This window comes from Streptacidiphilus sp. BW17 (assembly GCF_041262485.1).
GTDB lineage: Bacteria > Actinomycetota > Actinomycetes > Streptomycetales > Streptomycetaceae > Streptacidiphilus.
In genome coordinates, this window is sequence record NZ_JBGCCR010000042.1 from 29362 (window position 1) to 44531 (window position 15170).

A 15170-nucleotide genomic window follows, 5' to 3' on the forward strand; every position below is an offset into this window, starting at 1 on the left:
GCGGTGGTACTGACCGCCGGCGCCGCCGTGGCATTGACGCCGGCGCGGGCACACGCCCTCGCGTCACCTGTTCCCCTGGGCACGGCGAGCAGTTTCGCGGTACTGGGCGGCCAGTCGGTCAGCAATACCGGCTCTTCCGTGATCACCGGAGATCTCGGGGTGAGTCCCGGCACTGCAATCAGCGGATTCCCTCCCGGTACGGTGAACGGAACCATCCACCCCGCGGACGCGGTCGCCCTTCAGGCCCAGACTGACCTGACCACGGCCTACAACGATGCCGCCAGCCAGGCCAAGGACGCCACCCTCACCTCGCCTGGAGACCTCGGCGGTCTGACGCTGGACCCGGGCGTCTACAACGCCTCCTCCTCGATCGGACTCACCGGAACGCTCACTCTGGACGCACATGGAAACTCCAACGCCGTCTGGGTGTTCCAAGTCGGATCGACCTTGACGACGGCGTCCGCCAGCCACGTGCGCCTGATCGACGGCGCTTCACCCTGCAACGTCTTCTGGCAGATCGGAAGTTCGGCCACTCTCGGCACCAACTCCACCTTCGTGGGCAACATCCTGGCCCTCACGTCGATCACCGTGACCACGGGGACGAGCATCGACGGTCGGGCTCTGGCCCAGAACGGGTCCGTGACGCTGGACACCAACCACATCACCCGCGAGACCTGTGCCGGCGGCACCACGGGCGGCACGACTGGCGGGACCACCGGTGGAACCACCGGCGGAACCACCGGCGGAACCACGGGCGGGACCACCGGTGGTACGACGGGCGGCACGACCGGTGGGAACACCGGCGGCACCACGGGCGGCAACACCGGTGGGAACACCGGCGGCACCACGGGCGGCAACACCGGTGGAACGACCGGCGGGAACACCGGCGGCAACACCGGTGGAACGACCGGCGGGAACACCGGCGGCAACACCGGTGGTACGACCGGCGGGAACACGGGTGGCAACACCGGTGGAACGACCGGCGGCAACACCGGCGGCACAACCGGCGGAACCACCGGCGGCACGACAGGTGGCACGACCGGTGGGGGCGGCTGCCCGCCCGTTCCGTGCCCGCCGGTCCCGTGTCCGCCGGTCCCGTGCCCGCCGGTCCCGTGCCCGCCGCCTCCGTGCCCGTGACCATGACCATCACCGCCGGGTGGTCGCCCGCTCGGTGAAGTGACCTCAAGCGGCACACGGCGATCTGCGTGTGCCGCTTGAGGCCCGGTACCCAACAGGCATTCGAAGTTCGCAGCGGTCTGTCTGCGAGGGGAGCAACGAGGATGGGAACGACTGGGCGCGGTACTGCGTCTGGCGCCGTTGGGCCGCAGGATGCGGAAGACCCGTGCTGCGGGCCGGTCCACGACGCGGTCACTGAAAGCACCGGGCCGCAGATGCGGCCCTCTCCTGGGGAATCCAGCGTGCCCCCGGGATTTTCCGACCTGCCGCGCCCGATGCGGACAGGCCTGGGTATCGCTGCGGTTGTTTGTCTGGTGGTGGCTTTCGTCCACGTGCTGATGGTGTTTCTGTACGTCGCCCCTTCGAACGAGGTGTCGCAGCGCTACAGTCCGCAGATCAACGCCTGGATCTATCCGCTGTTCGAGCAGAACTGGCGGCTCTTCGCCCCGGATCCGCAATCGGTCACCGAGCAGATCTCCGCGAGAACCTTCCACGTTTCCACCAGCGGAACCCGCCAGGTCAGTGACTGGTTCGACCTGACCGCCGTCGACGATTCCGCCATCACCCACAACGTCTTCCCGAGCCACACCTCCCAGAACATGCTGCGCCGCGCCTGGGACGCCTATGTGGCCTCGCACGGAAACGATGACCAGCCCAACTCGGAACGCGCCCTGATGCTGCAGAAATACCTGCGCAACATCGCGGTGGATCGCGTTTCCGCCCACCGGAACGGCACATTCGAGCAGATCGAGTTGCGGGTGATCACACGGCCGATCTCCGCCGCCACATCCGGCGGCCCCGGTCCGAACACAGCGGCTCAGATCAGGTACCTGCCCTGGTGGAAGGTGACATCCGATGGAAACTGAGCAGGCACCACGCCTGGCCCCCACATCACGCCACACGACCCCGCGAGCCGCGGGCGCACCGGCTCAGCGGCTGCTCGATCGCCTCGGATCGCTGCGCACCCTCGTGACCGAGAAGCCGGTCTCCCTCTACGCGGCGGCCGTGCTCCGCATCGGGTACGGGATGCTCTACCTCGCGCTCCTGCTGCGGGAGTTCCCGCACCGCAACGAAATCTGGGGGCCCGGTTCGCCCTGGACGCCCGCGCTGGCCACCGAGCTGTTTCACCAGACCGGCTGGGCCAGCATCCTGACCCTGTCCGACAGTCGGGCGTACTTCGAGGCCTGCTACGCGCTGGCTCTGGTCACCTCCGCTCTGTTCATGCTCGGCTGGCGCACCCGGGCGGTGTCCGTCCTGTTCGCGGTCGTGGTCGCCTCCTTCCACGCGCGGGCCATCTTCATGACGGACGGAGGAGACAACCTCATCGTGCTGATGGCCCTGTATTTGCCGTTCACCGCGTGTGGCCGACGCTGGTCCCTCGACGCGCGCAGGACCCGGAACCGAGCCGCCACGGGCAGGACCCTGCGATCGGCAGGAAACCTCGCAGGGCACGACGTGCTGAGCCAACTCCGGTACTCACGGCAGTTCTTGACCACGGTGCTGCACAACTGCGGCATGTTCGTCATCGCGGCCCAAGTCTGCTTCCTCTACGGATCCGCAGGGCTGTACAAGGTACAGGGCGGCCTCTGGGGGAACGGAACCGCCCTCCACTACGTCCTGAACCTGGATCTGTTCCGGCCATGGCCCGCGCTGTCGCTCCTGGTGGACAGCCATCCGATGATGATCGCCGTCGCGAGCTACATGACCGTGCTGCTGCAAGTAGCGTTCCCGTTCGTCCTGTTCGGCAGGCTCAAGTACCCCGTGCTCGCCTTGCTCTTGTGTATGCACGTGGGCATCGCGGTGCTCCTGGGACTCCCGATCTTCTCCGGAGCAATGATCATCGCGGATGCCGTGTTCCTACCCGACCGCTTCTGGACGCGCTTGGGAGAGGCGTGTCGGCGCATCCTGCCGCGAACAACCGGCAACGGCAACAGACCAGGGACGATGCCCAGGGCAGAGGTTTCACTCGTGCCGCCGCAGACCGGATCGGCCGGCTGAAGGATCAGCCCACTGGACGACCGTCCGCTTCCTGACCGCGGCGGTGGCCTCGCTGGGCGCACCTCGCGAGGCCACCAGTGCCCGGCGCAGCAGGGCGGAGAGCATGGGTGTCTCGATGGCTGCGTCCTAGAATCGTCCAGCTGGATCGCCGCATGCTCCATGGTGAAAAACTACCAGTACGTGGTGACTACATCCCACGACATCGGAGTTTGTCGCACCTACGGTTGCCGCATGACAACCAGTCAACACCTGCTGACCTCTGTCCAGGTGGCACGTTTCGCAGCGCAGGGATATCTGCGCATGGACGCGGTCGTGCCGCCGGAGATGAACGCTCGGGCGATCGAGGTCCTGAATGCCGGGATCCCCGGTGTGCCCTACGGCACCCCGCTGTCAACGGCGTTCCCCGAAGGGTCATTCGCCCGCAGCCTGGTCGAACTGCCCCCGGTTGCTGGGGCCTTGCGCAGCCTGGTCGGCCCTGAGCCGACCGTCGACCACCACGCCGTCCACGTCCGCGAGCCGCAGGGGGGCGAAGCCCAACCGCTGCACGGCGACGCCATCATCGACGTGCGTCCCGACGCCTTCGACGTCCAACTCATGTACTACCCCCATGAGGTGACCGCCGACATGGGCGGAACCCTGACCGTGCCGGGCAGTCATCTGCGCCGCACCAACGAGAGCGACACCGGGCGCTACCAGAACCTGCGCGGCCAGACCCGGCTGACCTGTCCCGCAGGCACAGTGGTCCTGCTGCACCACGGCCTGTGGCACGGAGGACGCCGCAACGACAGCGACACCCGCCGGTACATGTTCAAGATCCGGTTCAATCCGACCGTGCCACAGGTTCGGCTGTGGAACACCGACGACCTCGCCGACCCGGCCGTCGCAGCTGAACTCAGCGCCTTGTTCCCCTGGTACGAGGGGGCCGCCGGACGCCTGGAAATCTACAACCGGGTCCGCCTGTGGCGCGCCCTGACCGGCGACGCAACCTTCGACATCGACCACTGGGTCACCCGCGTGACCAACCGTCCGTCACTCGGGAGCAACGCATGAGACAGCAGGTCCTGGCCCTCTACCTGGGCACCTCCGCGCTGGACGCACGGGTCGTCGGCTGGTCGCTCTACGACGGCACCGGACGGACCCGGCCCACGACCGGGGACAGCGACGAACCGCCGTACGAGACCGGACTCGACGCTCTGCTGGACGGCTGGCGACTCCTCCAGGCAGCTCAACTCATCCCCCCGTACCCCGGGCACGAGTACGACACCTCGTTCCTCAAGCACGAGTTCCTCTTCGAGAAGCTCGACGACGACTCACAGGCCCGTACGGCCCGCTGAGCCACGCCGAGACGGCAGGACTGCTCGACCCGCTCAACTGAGCGTCCGACAGGTCCTGGCGGCCGATCCTGACAGCCGGGACCGTGCGGTCGGTCCGGGCGTCAGGGGTCGGTCCGCGCGTCAGTAGGGAAGCGGACGGCCCGACGGGGTCCGCAGATCGAGCGGGGGCTGCGGGCGCTTCGGCGCAGGTCGTCTGACCACTCGGATACCCGTCATCTCCCTCACCTCCCAGGTCACCTGAGGTCGTGCAGGGCTTGTGCCCAGATCGCCGCGCTTCAACCGTCGACCGAACCGCGCACCGTCGTCCCACCGACACTCCGGACGCTTCCGACGCTTCCGACGATCTCACCAGCCATCAGCAGCGAACCCGACGACCGCACCACCCAGCGGCCACGGCATGTTTGTGGCTTCCGCCGATGCGACGCTCCGCTGACGAACGGAAGACTTCCCGCCAAACGTCTCGGCCTGCCCCGAAGGCCGAGGCCATGGACGAGGGGGAACAAGAAGAATGAGCAGTCAGCTGTACGACGGGATCGGCGAGGCGTTCGAGGGCTTCAAGACGCTCCCCCTCACCCGCTACGGGGAGGTGCCGGGCTTCCTGGCTCTCGTCGGCGACGTGACGGGCAGGTCGATCCTCGATCTGGCCTCGGGAACCGGCTTCTACAGCCGGGAGTTCAAGCGACGCGGCGCATCCCGGGTGCTCGGCGTGGACATCTCCGGCGAGATGGTCTCCGCTGCCCGGAAGTTCGAGGAGAGCGAGCCGCTGGGCGTGCAGTACGAGGTCGGCGACGTGGGCGAGTTGCGCGCCTTCGAGAAGCCCTTCGACATCGCGGTGGCGGTCCAGCTGTTCAACTACGCCGAGGACGTAGCGACCATCGAGCGCATGTGTCGCAACATCCGCCGCAGCCTGGTGGACGGAGCCGAGTTCTTCATCTTCACCCAGGCCCCGGACTACCGCTTCGGGTCGTCCCTGGCCAAGTACGGCTTCCTCTGCGAACGGGACGGGGAGGAGAGCGAGATCGGCCCGCGCGTGAAGATCACCGCACTGCTCGACCCGCCGATCTCGTTCCTCGCGAACCCGCCCTCCCGCGAGGTCTTCGAAACGTGCCTGCAGGCAGCCGGATTCAGCAACCTCACCTGGGTCCCGCTGGAGATCACCGCGGCCGGGGTACGCGAGTTCGGCGAGGAGTTCTGGGAGGAGTACACCGCCAACCCCCCGCTGACGATGCTGCGTTGCCGCGCCTGAGGTCCTGACGTCCTGACCGAGATGATCGAGCAAGCCGGAGCGGCACGGGCCAGGAGTCAGGGCTCGCCGCGCCGGCTTTCTCCTGGGCGGGGGTCAGCCGGCGTTCGGGGAACCGCGGAACGCCCCGGCCAACATGGAGACCAGCCACTGCTCGGTCTGCTCCGCGGGCTCGGCGGCCAGTTCGGCGCCGACGGGCGCCAGCGCGAGCCAGTTCAGCAGGCCTGCCGCGCATCGGATGCGGAAGTCCAACTCCTGTGCGCCGACGCCAGGCAGGGTCGCTGAGAGCTGCCGGGCGATGTCCCGCCGGGACTGCTGGAACTTCGCAGTGAGCCGATCCCAGCTCTCAGGGGGATCGATCCCGACGCGCGCCACCGTCCGCATGACCGCCAGGTCCCGCCCCCCGGCCGCCAGCGCGCGCATCATCGGCCCGGCGAACGCCGCGGCCAGCTCCTCGACGCCCGACGCGCTGTCGAGCGAGGCGACCGCGTCGATCTGCGCGTCCAGATACTGCTCCAGCGCGTGCTCTATCGCCGCATCGCACAGCGCCTTCAGCGACCCGAAGTGGTAGCTCACCGCAGCGACGTTGGCTCCGGCGTGGTCGGTGATCTCGCGGAGGGTCACCCCCTCCTGTCCGCGCTGCGCGAGCAACTCCACCGCAGCGGCCAGCAGGCGATCCCGCGTCCGCTGGCCGGCCTCACGGCGTTGATCTGTCCGTTCTGTCGCCATGGACAGAATTCAAACAGTTGCTTGATTTTGAGTCAAGCAGCGTCAGGCGGCACCCCCGGCCCAGCGCATCCCAGAGCACGGCGCCCGCAAGTCACTTAATCAAGCATTGGATTGACAACTCTGGTCGCCCTCCATACAGTTCAAGCAATCGATTGATTTGTAGAGCGCGCGATCCCGCATCCCGGGATCCCACCTGGAGGAGTACGACATGAAGTCGCTGGGATGGAAGACGATCATCGCCACCACCGCGGTCGCGAGCCTGGGCAGCCTCGCCATCGCCGTCGCGCCTTCGCAGGCCGCGAGCCCCGTCGGCGGAAGCAGCACGCACGCCGGCACCACCAGCAGCAGCTCGCAGGCATCCGCGGCCCTGAGCCCGAGCCGGCTGGCGGCGCTGCCGCTGACGAACCGCCACCTGACGGGGCATGAGGTAGCCAATCTCGCCGTCGTGCTGGGCGCGTACCACGACGCGGAGGGCAAGAGCCTGGACGTCAACGCGTTCATCAACAGCTTCACCAAGGACGGCGTCTTCAACGACGTGGTCGCCGGCAAGACCTACCAGGGCCAGGCGCTCGGTGACGTGCTGACCGGCATGGCCGCGATCTTCCCCGACGTCCACCGTGACCTGAAGAGCATCACCGTGAGCGGCGACGTGGTCAGCCTCGAACTCGCCATCCAGGGCACGTTCGAGGGGCCGCTGCAGACCCCGGCGGGCACCCTCAAGCCGAACGGCGCGCGGATCGACGCGCCGACGGCCGACTTCTGGTACCTGCACGACGGCAAGATCACGAAGTTCGACTGCTTCGTCGGCTACTCGGACATGTACAACCAGATGGGCGTGAACTTCGACTGGGCCGGGGCGGTCGCCAAGGGCTGAGTCGGCGCTGAGTCAGGAACGTCCGGCCGTGGGCCTGGAAGGCACGGCGACCCCGCTCCGGACGAGTCCGAGCGGGGTCGCCGCCGTGCGGGTTGCGCGGGCGTACGTCGGCCTGGCCGTCGCGAAAGTCGACGCCTTCTTCACGAAGCACCTGTGACCTGCTCAGGTCCGGGCCAGCTGCCGCTCGATCCAGCGCAGTGTCTCGTCGGTGATCAGGCGCATCGTGGCCGGTCGCGAACTGCTGCCGGGTACGTCAAAGGTGTGGTTCGCGGCGGGGATCTCGACGAGTTCGAGGTCGGACGGCAGGGCCGGGAACTGGTCGGGGCGACCGAAGGGGTCGCGCTCGCCCTGGAGGATGAGGGTGGGTCGGCCGGTGGCGAGCAGTTCCGCGGGGCTGCCGGGTCCCAGCAGCGGGTAGGCGAGGGCGAGTACGGCGTGTGCGCCGAACTGTTCGGCGGTGCGGCACGCCACTTGTGATCCGGCGCTGCGGCCGCCGGAGATCACCGGGACGCCCAGGTCCGCCGCCATCGGCCACACGGCCTTCCACGCGGCGTCGGGCGAGGCCTCGTCAGAACCGGTGCGCGTGCGGTTCATCCGGTACGGCTGGGTGATCAGGGCGACGCTGATCCCGTGGCCAGGCAGGACGGCGGCGAGTGCCTGCAGGTCTGCTGCCTCCACTCCGGTGGCCGTGCCGTGCCCGAGCAGAGCCACGGCGCGCACCGGGCGCGGTGCGCGGTGCCAGGTGATTCCCGCCGTGCCGACGGGGGTGGGCACGAGGTCCATCGCCGGTCCGGTTGCGGCCCGGCGGTTCGCTGGGTTGTTCATGGCGCCACCTGCTTCTGGGCCGCGATGAAATCGGCGATGGATCGGGCCACCGCGTGGTGGCCCGGGACGATGTGGCCGCCGGGGTGTTCGACGATCAGCGGGTCGGCGAACCGGTCGGCCAGGCGCAGCGAGTCCTTGCGGGGCACGATCACGTCACCGCGACCGATCACGTGTGCGGAGGGGGTGGTGAGCTTGTGCCGTAGCAGGTCCGCGTGTTGCGGCCGGTCGCTGGTGAATCCGCCGACCATGACGGCGAAATCGAAGCGGAATTCGGGCGGGGCGCTCCCGCTCTCCTGGACCGCGGTGAGCAGTCCGGCCAGGGCAGCGCCTTGGCTGAAGCCGAAGATCCCGTCGAACCCGGGTCCGGCGCAGACCAGGTCGACGACCCAGTCACGGGTGCGCTCCCAGCCGTCGAAGCCCTCATGCCACCAACCGAAGTCCCCGGTGGCCAGGGAGGGTGCGTTCACGTGGACGAACTCGATGCTTGCGGGCAGCGAGCGGGTGAGCGGTTCCATCTGGTCGCGCAGGATCGCTCCGCTGCCGTGGTAACCGTGCAAGCACAGGACGCGCGAGTCGGACATGGTTCACCGCCGATTGATCGCAGTGGGCAAAGTGGGTGAGGTGGGTGAAGTGCGCGAAGTGGAGTCGCGCCGTTCGGAGCCGGCCCAGCGCGAGGAGGGGTCGGAGTAGAGCTCGCCCGCCACCGCTCCGGTGGCGTGGCTTTTATCCTCCTGCGACCCCGATCCATATGTCCAACAAATAGAAGTTCTCAGAGTGATAGATTTTGTGCATGGCAATTTCCCTGCGCCAACTCGAGTACTTCGTCACCGTCGTCGACGAGGGCTCCTTCACCCGCGCGGCCGAACTGCTCTGCGTGAGCCAGCCGGGCCTGTCCCACCAGATCCAAGCCCTGGAGCGTGAACTCGGCGGCCCGCTGCTCGAACGCCTGCCGCGCAAGGTCCGCCTCACCCCGGCCGGCCGCACCGCCCTGCCGCACGCCCGGGCCAGCCTGGCTCACGCGCAGCGCGCCTCCAGCGCCGCGCGCCGGGCCTCCGGAGTGGAGACCGGCGAACTGCACGTAGGCACCCTCTACTCGATCAGCACCGGAGTCCTGCCCGGCGCACTGCGCACCTGGCGGCGCAGCTACCCCGAACTCCAGGTCCACCTCGTCGAGTTCCCCCACGCCGACGAACTGGTCGCGGCCATGGAGGCGGGCCAGGCCGATGTCGCGGTCGGCCCCACCCCGCCCGGCTGGGAGGGACCCTGCCGGATAATCGGCGACGAGGAGTTCGTCGTCGCCGCCGCCCCCGGCCAGCTCCCCTACCCCGACGGCGCACGCGTCCCGTTCTCCGACCTCGCCGAAGAGGAATGGGTGCACTACACCGCGCGCAGCGGCCTGTCCGACATCCTCAACCGGGCCTGCGAACAGGCCGGCTTCACCCCCAAGCTCTCCGTGCGCACCGAACAGAGCCCGTCCGCACTCAGCCTGGCCCACGCCGGAATCGGCCTCGCCCTGCTGCCCGGCAACATCGTCCCCCCGCACTTCGACGGCATCCTCCTGCGCCCCGACCCGCCCGTGCTGCGCCCGCTCGCGGTCTACACCCGGGTACGCCCGGACCCGATCACCGCGGCGTTCGTCTCCGCGATCTCCGTCGAGACCCTGGTCACCCCGACCCACATCACCGAACGACTCGGAGCGCTGCCGGCGTAGCGGTCCTGCACCGGGCGTCACCTTGTCCATGTATTCAAGTTATGGAGAGCATTCAATCCACTTGTTGGACATATGACATGGAGTCAGGAACGATCCTTCTCAAGCCGCAGACGCGGGCAAAGTCGACCAAGTTGATGGCGTTGGCCCCGTCAGCTGACGGCCCTTGCGCATCCTTGGGAAGGAACACACCAATGAAGGTCAGCAAGCTGAGGGTGGCTCTCATCACCGCGGCACTCGGGATCGGCGCGGGCACCGCCTACTACGCCAGTGCGGGCAGCGCCGCGGCCAGCAGCACCTCCGCCTCGGCCCAGGCCGAGACGCAGGCTCAGGCTCAGACCCAGGAGCACTCGCACCACCACAGCCTTCCGAACCCGTACGAGTTCCTGCCGAAGGTGCCGTCCTTCAAGGTGGTCAGCGCCACTGTGCGCAACAGGCATCCGCTCCCGCTCGCGCAGCTCTCGGGGGTATTCGGAGTGCCCGGCGGAAAGGACGTCTCCCCGGAACTGTCCTGGTCCGGCTTCCCCAAGACCACCAAGAGCTTCGTGGTCTCGATGTACGACCCGGAGGCGCCGACCGGAAGCGGCTTCTGGCACTGGATCGTGGAGGACATCCCGGCCACCGCCACCTCCCTGCCGCAGAATGCGGGCGCACTGGCCTCCACCACCCTGCCGGCCGGAGCGATCCAGCTCGACGGGGACGCGGGCATGGCCCGCTACATCGGCGGCGCCCCGCCCGCAGGCTCCGGCATCCACGACTACTACATCACCGTCACCGCCCTGAACGAGTCCAGCACCGGACTCGGCGCAACCACCAGCGGTGCCCTGTTCACCTTCGAGATCGACAGCCACACCGTCGCCCGCGCCACGATCGTGTGCCCCACCGCCATCAAGGGACATACCGTCAAGTCGCCACTCGGGGGGCCGGACTTACCGGCCCTCCCCTCTAGGCCCGCCGCAGTTCGAGCACGGGAATGGTGCGGACCCCCGCCGCCTGGCGCGCGTACTCCGCGAAGCCCGGGTAACGCCGGGCCTGCTCGATCCAACCCGCCCGCTCTTGCGGAGCTCGTCCGCGAGGGCGCCCCCTCTGTCGCGCATGTCGTTACTACTGGCCCTCCGGCTCTGCGGTGATCCACTCAGCCACCACTTCGAAGACCGCGAACTCGGGTGCGGCGTCGATCTCGTGGAAGAGGCGAGGCGCCGCCGTCCCTTCGGACGACGCTCGCTCAGCGTCCATAGCGGCCCTGTCCCGCCAGAGGGTCTGCACACGCCAGGATCCATCCGGGCCGCGCAGTAGCTCGGTCTGGATCAGGCCGTCGGGTAGCGGCCGGGCGAGCACCCGGCGGTAGGCGGCGATCAGGCGATCTTCGTGTTCAGCGGCGACCTTCGCGTTGACCTCGGCCAGTACCCACCCGGTCATGATCAACCCCTTGCCGACGATTCCGCGATGAGCGCTTCTCTGTCGTCACGCTAAGCCCCGCGCGCCCAACCTGCCCGACGCGCGCGGCGCTGTGCCGCAGCACCCGGCAACGACATCCCGGCGCAACACGGACGGCGTACCGTCCGCCGGCATGGACGACACCGAGCCCGAAGCCCTCGCGGATCTCGATGCGGAGATCGTCAGCGAGCACGTCGCCGAAACCGAGACCAGCCGTGGGGAGCCCGCGTCGGTGTGGGACGAAGCCGCCATCGCCCGCCGCACTCAGGGCGTGTGACCGCCCCCGATGCACATGGGGTCTGCATCGGGGGCGTCTTCTCGTCCTGGTCGCGGCCTACGGCCACTCGTCGGTGAGCGCGTCGAGATCGCCGAACTCGTCGTCGAAGACAGGCTGCGTTCCGTCCGGGCCGTCCAGATCATCGAACAGGTCGAGATCGTCGTCAGCCTCGGGGTTCGGCGGGGTGGTCCCGTTCTGCTTCATGGCGCACTCCTTCGCTCGGTGGATCGGGTGCGTGCTCAGCTCAACAGCAGCGGAAGCCCGTGGCGCTCTGTCGCGTCCGTTCGGGTGGGCACGGACCGTGACCAGCGTGCGCAGCGCGGATGCCGCCGGTCCCCGGCTGGGGCAGGTTGGGGCCATGACCGATGAAACGCCCTTCACCGAGCACCATCACGCGCACGTCGTCGTGCACCCGCTCGTCACGCAGGGTGCTCCGCGTCCGTTCCGCCGCGTCGACATCCTCGGGACCCACGTCGGCGACGCGTACAGCCTCGGCGATGTGGCGGAGTTCTGTCGCCGCGCCGGCCTGTACGAGCTCGATCTCGAGTCGAGGAGCATGGTCGAGTGGCAGGGTGGCGGCCCCGACGTCTGGGAGTAGGGCCGCCACGGACCGACCTGCGCGCGCGGCCTACGGCTTCCGGCTTTGGGCACGGGCGTAGACAGCAACGAAGTCGCGGCTCGAGGGCTGGTAGTAACGGTCGGCCGGGCGGACGAAGTTGACCAGATTGTGCGGGGTCGGGTCCGCGGTGTCGTGGGTTCCGTCGTAGGAGATGAAGGAGGGCCAGCTGAGGTTGATGTCGAGCATCATGGCCGTGACGGCTCCCGCGCGCTGGAGCAGCACCGCGAGTGTCTGCACGGACAGGACCCTGCCGCCGACGTAGACGATGTCGCCGTTCTTGTCGATTCCCACTCCGGAGCGTGGCACGAACGGCATGCCCTGGTCGGTGAACCCCCACGTCGCCGTGCCGCCGTCGTAGACCTGCTGCGTGACCTGTCCGTGGGCGACCAGTGGCACCAGGCACTGCCGGACTCCGACCACGTCGGGCGTCATCCGCACGTCCTGCCCCCACACTCCGACCCGCAGTGAGCCGTCCTTGTAGAAGACCTCGGACGCGGCGCCGTCGCGCAGGGACCCCACGGTCTGGCCGTTGAGGAGGAACCCGCCGTGCGAGTCGCCGTTGGACACCTTGAAGCCGCCGTTGAACGTGGCGACCAGGCCGCTGCGCTGCCCGGGCGGCACTGTGTCGGGTACGGCCCATTGTCCGCCCGGTTCCTGGAAACCGGGGTGGAGCGCGAAGGAGAGGGCGCTCTGCTTCATCCACACCACGCCCACGGGGAACGAGGTGTACTGGGTGTCCGGTCGCATCGTGGCGCTCTGCACCACGCTTCGGCCGTTGACCTCGACCAGTGTGCTGAAGTCCCCCTCGCCCAGCAACGGTGGGTCGACAAGCGGTCGGACCGGTGGGTGCAGGGCGATCGCCGACTTGCCTGCCAGCGCCTGCTGCTGTTGCGCGGCGCGCATCCGTGCCAGCGCGTCCGGTGGAACGGTTCCGCCGACCTTCGGCGGCGTGTACGTCTGCACTTCGAGCCAGTCGATCGCCCAGTTCAACCCGTGTCCCCTGCCCCACTCGGCCAGGCGGGCCGCCGTGCTGTCCGTGCCCGGCGCGGCGAGCGCGCCGTACACGGAGTAGCCGACCCACAGGGCGCACACCAGGACCACCGCGAGCGCTGACCGCCAGACGCGCCGCCATATCCGCCTTCTGCGGGTGAGCGGACGGCGCGATATGGAGCGGCCGGGTATCCACCGGGACCATGGCGAACGTCGTGGCGGAGGCAGCGGGCCGCGGCTCACCCCCTCGTCGTCGAGGTTGGACACGCTCGTACCGTCTTGCTCCTGCATGGCGCTTCGACTCCCCTGCCTCGAACGATGTCCCTTCGGACGCCCGGTCGCCGGCCACCGGCACCTCCGCCGAACCCATGCAACCTGCCCCTGCACCGCCACGCCACTCGGGCTGCACGGGCGCGGGCGGACAGTGGCCGGGGCTGCGAATTGATCGCGGTCGGCTCCCGAACCCGGCGCCCGCCCGGCAAGTGACGCCTCGACGGCGCGAGGGTGCGCCGCCGGTAGGAGCGCGCCCGTGGGAACCCGCCGCGCAAGGGGGCGCACAGCTCCCCCTACTGTCAGCGTCCGGTGGGCGCGGCCCCGGGTGAGGACGGGACCGTCGCGGGCTCAGCAAGGCAGGGCCGAGCCGGCAGGGGCCGCAGCGGCCCGATTTCGCCCGCATCCCCACGGAGGACCCGCGCACCGCCCAGGCCTGACGGCGGTCGGATGCGGCCGGCCCGGCCCCGGACGACGGTTGCTCCGATCGGCGTTCCTGCTTGGCGCGCGCACGTGAAGGCAGGGCAGGCTGGTGCCTGGCCCTGACCGGGCCGGACGCGCGCCCGCGACGGTTGCGGCCCGGCTCGAAGCGGCGGCTGTGCGCTGAGGAGAGGAAGGCTCGTGCAACGTGGCTGGACGACCCCGCTGGCTGCCATCGACCTGGGAACGTCGCGGATCCGCGCCTGGCATCCGAAGCGCGGAGTAGTGCTGGACGAACCCTCTCTCGTCGCCCTCGATGAGTTCGAGGGCCGCGCATGCGCGGTGGGGACCAGGGCGAAGAACATGATCGGGCGCGCCCCGCAGGGCTTCGCCGTCCGGCGCGCGGTGGAGGCAGGGCGGGTAACCGATTTCGAGGCCGCCCGGATGCTGGCCCGGCATGCGCTCGACCACGCCCGGTCGTCGCGGTGGGCGCGGCGTCCGCTCGTGGTGACCTCCGCTCCGGCCGACTGCTCCACGATGCAGGTCCGGGCCCTGGAACAGGCGATCGTGCAGGTGGGAGCCGCCCGTGCCGTGGTCGTCCCCTCCCCCGTCGCTGCGGCGCTGGGCGGTGCGCTGCCGTTCCTGGACGGGAGCGACGGGATGCTCGTCGATGTCGGCGCGGGGACCAGCGAACTCGCCGTGTTCGCGCGCGGTCGCATGGTCGACGCCATGTCACTGCCGGTCGGCGGGGACCTCCTCGACCAGGCCGTGGCAGGCTGGGTCCGGCGAGAACACCAGGTGGCTCTCGTGCTGGTCGCGGCCGAGCAGCTGCGGATCGGCGCAGACGCCCGTGACGAGGCCCCCTCCCCAGCGCCGTTGAAGGCCCGGGGGCGGAACGTGGGCGACAACACCAACCAGGTCGTGCACGTGCACCGGGAGGAGATCCATCACGTGTGCTTGCCCGTCCTGGCCGAGCTGACGGATGCCGTCCGAAGGATGCTCACCCGCTGCCCGACCGAGCTGCGATCGCACATCGCCGAGGAGGGACTGGTCCTGACCGGCGGCCTGGCGCGCGGCCACTGGCTGCACCGCTGCTTGCAGACGGCACTCGGCGTGCCAGTCCGGGTCGCGGACGAGCCGGGCTCCCGCACCGCCGCAGGGCTCGGGCTGCTGGCCCAGTCCCCCGAACGCGCCTTCGAACTCGCACTCCGGTCCTGAAGCCCGGCTCGAACCCGGGCTTCCGGACCCACGTCCTGCGATCGGCCCAACT

The 15170-nt window shown here is 69.2% G+C and carries 18 protein-coding genes; 12 read left to right on the forward strand and 6 right to left on the reverse strand.

The window, feature by feature from the left end; genetic code table 11:
- Window positions 1-27 precede the first annotated feature (27 nt).
- From ABH940_RS33200 to ABH940_RS33225, 6 genes are all read left to right on the forward strand, one after another.
- Entirely contained in the window at window positions 28-1137 is a 1110-nt protein-coding gene (locus ABH940_RS33200; protein WP_370106990.1) for an ice-binding family protein, read from the forward strand.
- Between the two features lie 143 nt (window positions 1138-1280).
- Window positions 1281-2042, forward strand: coding sequence for a DUF5819 family protein (locus tag ABH940_RS33205; RefSeq protein ID WP_370106970.1), 762 nt, complete (start codon window positions 1281-1283; stop codon window positions 2040-2042).
- Window positions 2032-3174 carry an HTTM domain-containing protein gene (locus ABH940_RS33210; RefSeq protein WP_370072455.1) on the forward strand — a complete coding sequence of 381 codons (1143 nt, stop codon included), beginning with the start codon at window positions 2032-2034 and terminating at the stop codon, window positions 3172-3174. The genes ABH940_RS33205 and ABH940_RS33210 overlap by 11 nt, the downstream gene beginning before the upstream one ends.
- A gap of 231 nt (window positions 3175-3405) precedes the next feature.
- Window positions 3406-4224: a phytanoyl-CoA dioxygenase family protein gene (locus ABH940_RS33215; protein ID WP_370106971.1), complete on the forward strand. Its 819-nt coding sequence runs from the start codon at window positions 3406-3408 to the stop codon at window positions 4222-4224.
- Entirely contained in the window at window positions 4221-4508 is a 288-nt protein-coding gene (locus ABH940_RS33220) for a hypothetical protein (protein ID WP_370072453.1), read from the forward strand. Before ABH940_RS33215 ends, ABH940_RS33220 begins: the two co-directional genes overlap by 4 nt.
- Before the next feature lie 508 nt (window positions 4509-5016).
- Window positions 5017-5754, forward strand: coding sequence for a class I SAM-dependent methyltransferase (locus ABH940_RS33225; protein ID WP_370072452.1), 738 nt, complete (start codon window positions 5017-5019; stop codon window positions 5752-5754).
- 93 nt (window positions 5755-5847) lie between these two features.
- Here the strand turns inward: ABH940_RS33225 and ABH940_RS33230 are convergent, their stop codons facing one another.
- Entirely contained in the window at window positions 5848-6480 is a 633-nt protein-coding gene (locus ABH940_RS33230; protein WP_370072451.1) for a TetR/AcrR family transcriptional regulator, read from the reverse strand.
- Between the two features lie 208 nt (window positions 6481-6688).
- Between ABH940_RS33230 and ABH940_RS33235 the strand changes: the two genes are divergently transcribed.
- On the forward strand, window positions 6689-7354 hold the full coding sequence (locus tag ABH940_RS33235) for a nuclear transport factor 2 family protein (RefSeq protein ID WP_370072450.1): 666 nt from the start codon (window positions 6689-6691) through the stop codon (window positions 7352-7354).
- A gap of 162 nt (window positions 7355-7516) precedes the next feature.
- On the opposite strand, the gene ABH940_RS33240 is transcribed toward ABH940_RS33235, so the two are convergent.
- Window positions 7517-8179 (reverse strand): alpha/beta family hydrolase, encoded by a 663-nt coding sequence (locus tag ABH940_RS33240; RefSeq protein ID WP_370106972.1) that lies wholly within the window; start codon window positions 8177-8179, stop codon window positions 7517-7519.
- Window positions 8176-8760 carry a hypothetical protein gene (locus ABH940_RS33245; protein ID WP_370106973.1) on the reverse strand — a complete coding sequence of 195 codons (585 nt, stop codon included), beginning with the start codon at window positions 8758-8760 and terminating at the stop codon, window positions 8176-8178. The genes ABH940_RS33240 and ABH940_RS33245 overlap by 4 nt, the downstream gene beginning before the upstream one ends.
- Before the next feature lie 209 nt (window positions 8761-8969).
- Here ABH940_RS33245 and ABH940_RS33250 point away from each other — a divergent pair, with 209 nt between their 5' ends.
- Window positions 8970-9890, forward strand: coding sequence for a LysR family transcriptional regulator (locus ABH940_RS33250; protein WP_370072447.1), 921 nt, complete (start codon window positions 8970-8972; stop codon window positions 9888-9890).
- Between the two features lie 191 nt (window positions 9891-10081).
- Entirely contained in the window at window positions 10082-11017 is a 936-nt protein-coding gene (locus ABH940_RS33255) for a YbhB/YbcL family Raf kinase inhibitor-like protein (RefSeq protein ID WP_370106974.1), read from the forward strand.
- Here the strand turns inward: ABH940_RS33255 and ABH940_RS33260 are convergent.
- Window positions 10992-11306 (reverse strand): antibiotic biosynthesis monooxygenase, encoded by a 315-nt coding sequence (locus tag ABH940_RS33260; RefSeq protein WP_370072444.1) that lies wholly within the window; start codon window positions 11304-11306, stop codon window positions 10992-10994. The genes ABH940_RS33255 and ABH940_RS33260 overlap by 26 nt on opposite strands.
- 151 nt (window positions 11307-11457) lie before the next feature.
- On the opposite strand from ABH940_RS33260, the gene ABH940_RS33265 reads away from it, so the two are divergent.
- Window positions 11458-11601 carry a hypothetical protein gene (locus ABH940_RS33265; RefSeq protein WP_370072443.1) on the forward strand — a complete coding sequence of 48 codons (144 nt, stop codon included), beginning with the start codon at window positions 11458-11460 and terminating at the stop codon, window positions 11599-11601.
- Between the two features lie 57 nt (window positions 11602-11658).
- Here the strand turns inward: ABH940_RS33265 and ABH940_RS33270 are convergent, their stop codons facing one another.
- Window positions 11659-11805: a hypothetical protein gene (locus tag ABH940_RS33270; RefSeq protein ID WP_370072442.1), complete on the reverse strand. Its 147-nt coding sequence runs from the start codon at window positions 11803-11805 to the stop codon at window positions 11659-11661.
- A gap of 154 nt (window positions 11806-11959) precedes the next feature.
- Here ABH940_RS33270 and ABH940_RS33275 point away from each other — a divergent pair, with 154 nt between their 5' ends.
- On the forward strand, window positions 11960-12199 hold the full coding sequence (locus ABH940_RS33275) for a hypothetical protein (protein WP_370072441.1): 240 nt from the start codon (window positions 11960-11962) through the stop codon (window positions 12197-12199).
- 30 nt (window positions 12200-12229) lie between these two features.
- On the opposite strand, the gene ABH940_RS33280 is transcribed toward ABH940_RS33275, so the two are convergent.
- Window positions 12230-13312, reverse strand: coding sequence for a phosphodiester glycosidase family protein (locus ABH940_RS33280; RefSeq protein ID WP_370106975.1), 1083 nt, complete (start codon window positions 13310-13312; stop codon window positions 12230-12232).
- A gap of 789 nt (window positions 13313-14101) precedes the next feature.
- On the opposite strand from ABH940_RS33280, the gene ABH940_RS33285 reads away from it, so the two are divergent.
- Entirely contained in the window at window positions 14102-15118 is a 1017-nt protein-coding gene (locus tag ABH940_RS33285) for a rod shape-determining protein (protein WP_370072439.1), read from the forward strand.
- Window positions 15119-15170: the final 52 nt, after the last annotated feature.

What these genes read in the sequence shown, in the direction of transcription:
- ABH940_RS33205 (WP_370106970.1), top strand. Translation starts at nt 1,281, where the DNA reads ATGGGAACGACTGGGCGCGGTACTGCGTCTGGCGCCGTTGGGCCGCAG.
- ABH940_RS33210 (WP_370072455.1), top strand. Translation starts at nt 2,032, where the DNA reads ATGGAAACTGAGCAGGCACCACGCCTGGCCCCCACATCACGCCACACG.
- ABH940_RS33215 (WP_370106971.1), top strand. Translation starts at nt 3,406, where the DNA reads ATGACAACCAGTCAACACCTGCTGACCTCTGTCCAGGTGGCACGTTTC.
- ABH940_RS33220 (WP_370072453.1), top strand. Translation starts at nt 4,221, where the DNA reads ATGAGACAGCAGGTCCTGGCCCTCTACCTGGGCACCTCCGCGCTGGAC.
- ABH940_RS33225 (WP_370072452.1), top strand. Translation starts at nt 5,017, where the DNA reads ATGAGCAGTCAGCTGTACGACGGGATCGGCGAGGCGTTCGAGGGCTTC.
- ABH940_RS33230 (WP_370072451.1), bottom strand. Translation starts at nt 6,480, where the DNA reads ATGGCGACAGAACGGACAGATCAACGCCGTGAGGCCGGCCAGCGGACG.
- ABH940_RS33235 (WP_370072450.1), top strand. Translation starts at nt 6,689, where the DNA reads ATGAAGTCGCTGGGATGGAAGACGATCATCGCCACCACCGCGGTCGCG.
- ABH940_RS33240 (WP_370106972.1), bottom strand. Translation starts at nt 8,179, where the DNA reads ATGAACAACCCAGCGAACCGCCGGGCCGCAACCGGACCGGCGATGGAC.
- ABH940_RS33245 (WP_370106973.1), bottom strand. Translation starts at nt 8,760, where the DNA reads ATGTCCGACTCGCGCGTCCTGTGCTTGCACGGTTACCACGGCAGCGGA.
- ABH940_RS33250 (WP_370072447.1), top strand. Translation starts at nt 8,970, where the DNA reads ATGGCAATTTCCCTGCGCCAACTCGAGTACTTCGTCACCGTCGTCGAC.
- ABH940_RS33255 (WP_370106974.1), top strand. Translation starts at nt 10,082, where the DNA reads ATGAAGGTCAGCAAGCTGAGGGTGGCTCTCATCACCGCGGCACTCGGG.
- ABH940_RS33260 (WP_370072444.1), bottom strand. Translation starts at nt 11,306, where the DNA reads ATGACCGGGTGGGTACTGGCCGAGGTCAACGCGAAGGTCGCCGCTGAA.
- ABH940_RS33265 (WP_370072443.1), top strand. Translation starts at nt 11,458, where the DNA reads ATGGACGACACCGAGCCCGAAGCCCTCGCGGATCTCGATGCGGAGATC.
- ABH940_RS33270 (WP_370072442.1), bottom strand. Translation starts at nt 11,805, where the DNA reads ATGAAGCAGAACGGGACCACCCCGCCGAACCCCGAGGCTGACGACGAT.
- ABH940_RS33275 (WP_370072441.1), top strand. Translation starts at nt 11,960, where the DNA reads ATGACCGATGAAACGCCCTTCACCGAGCACCATCACGCGCACGTCGTC.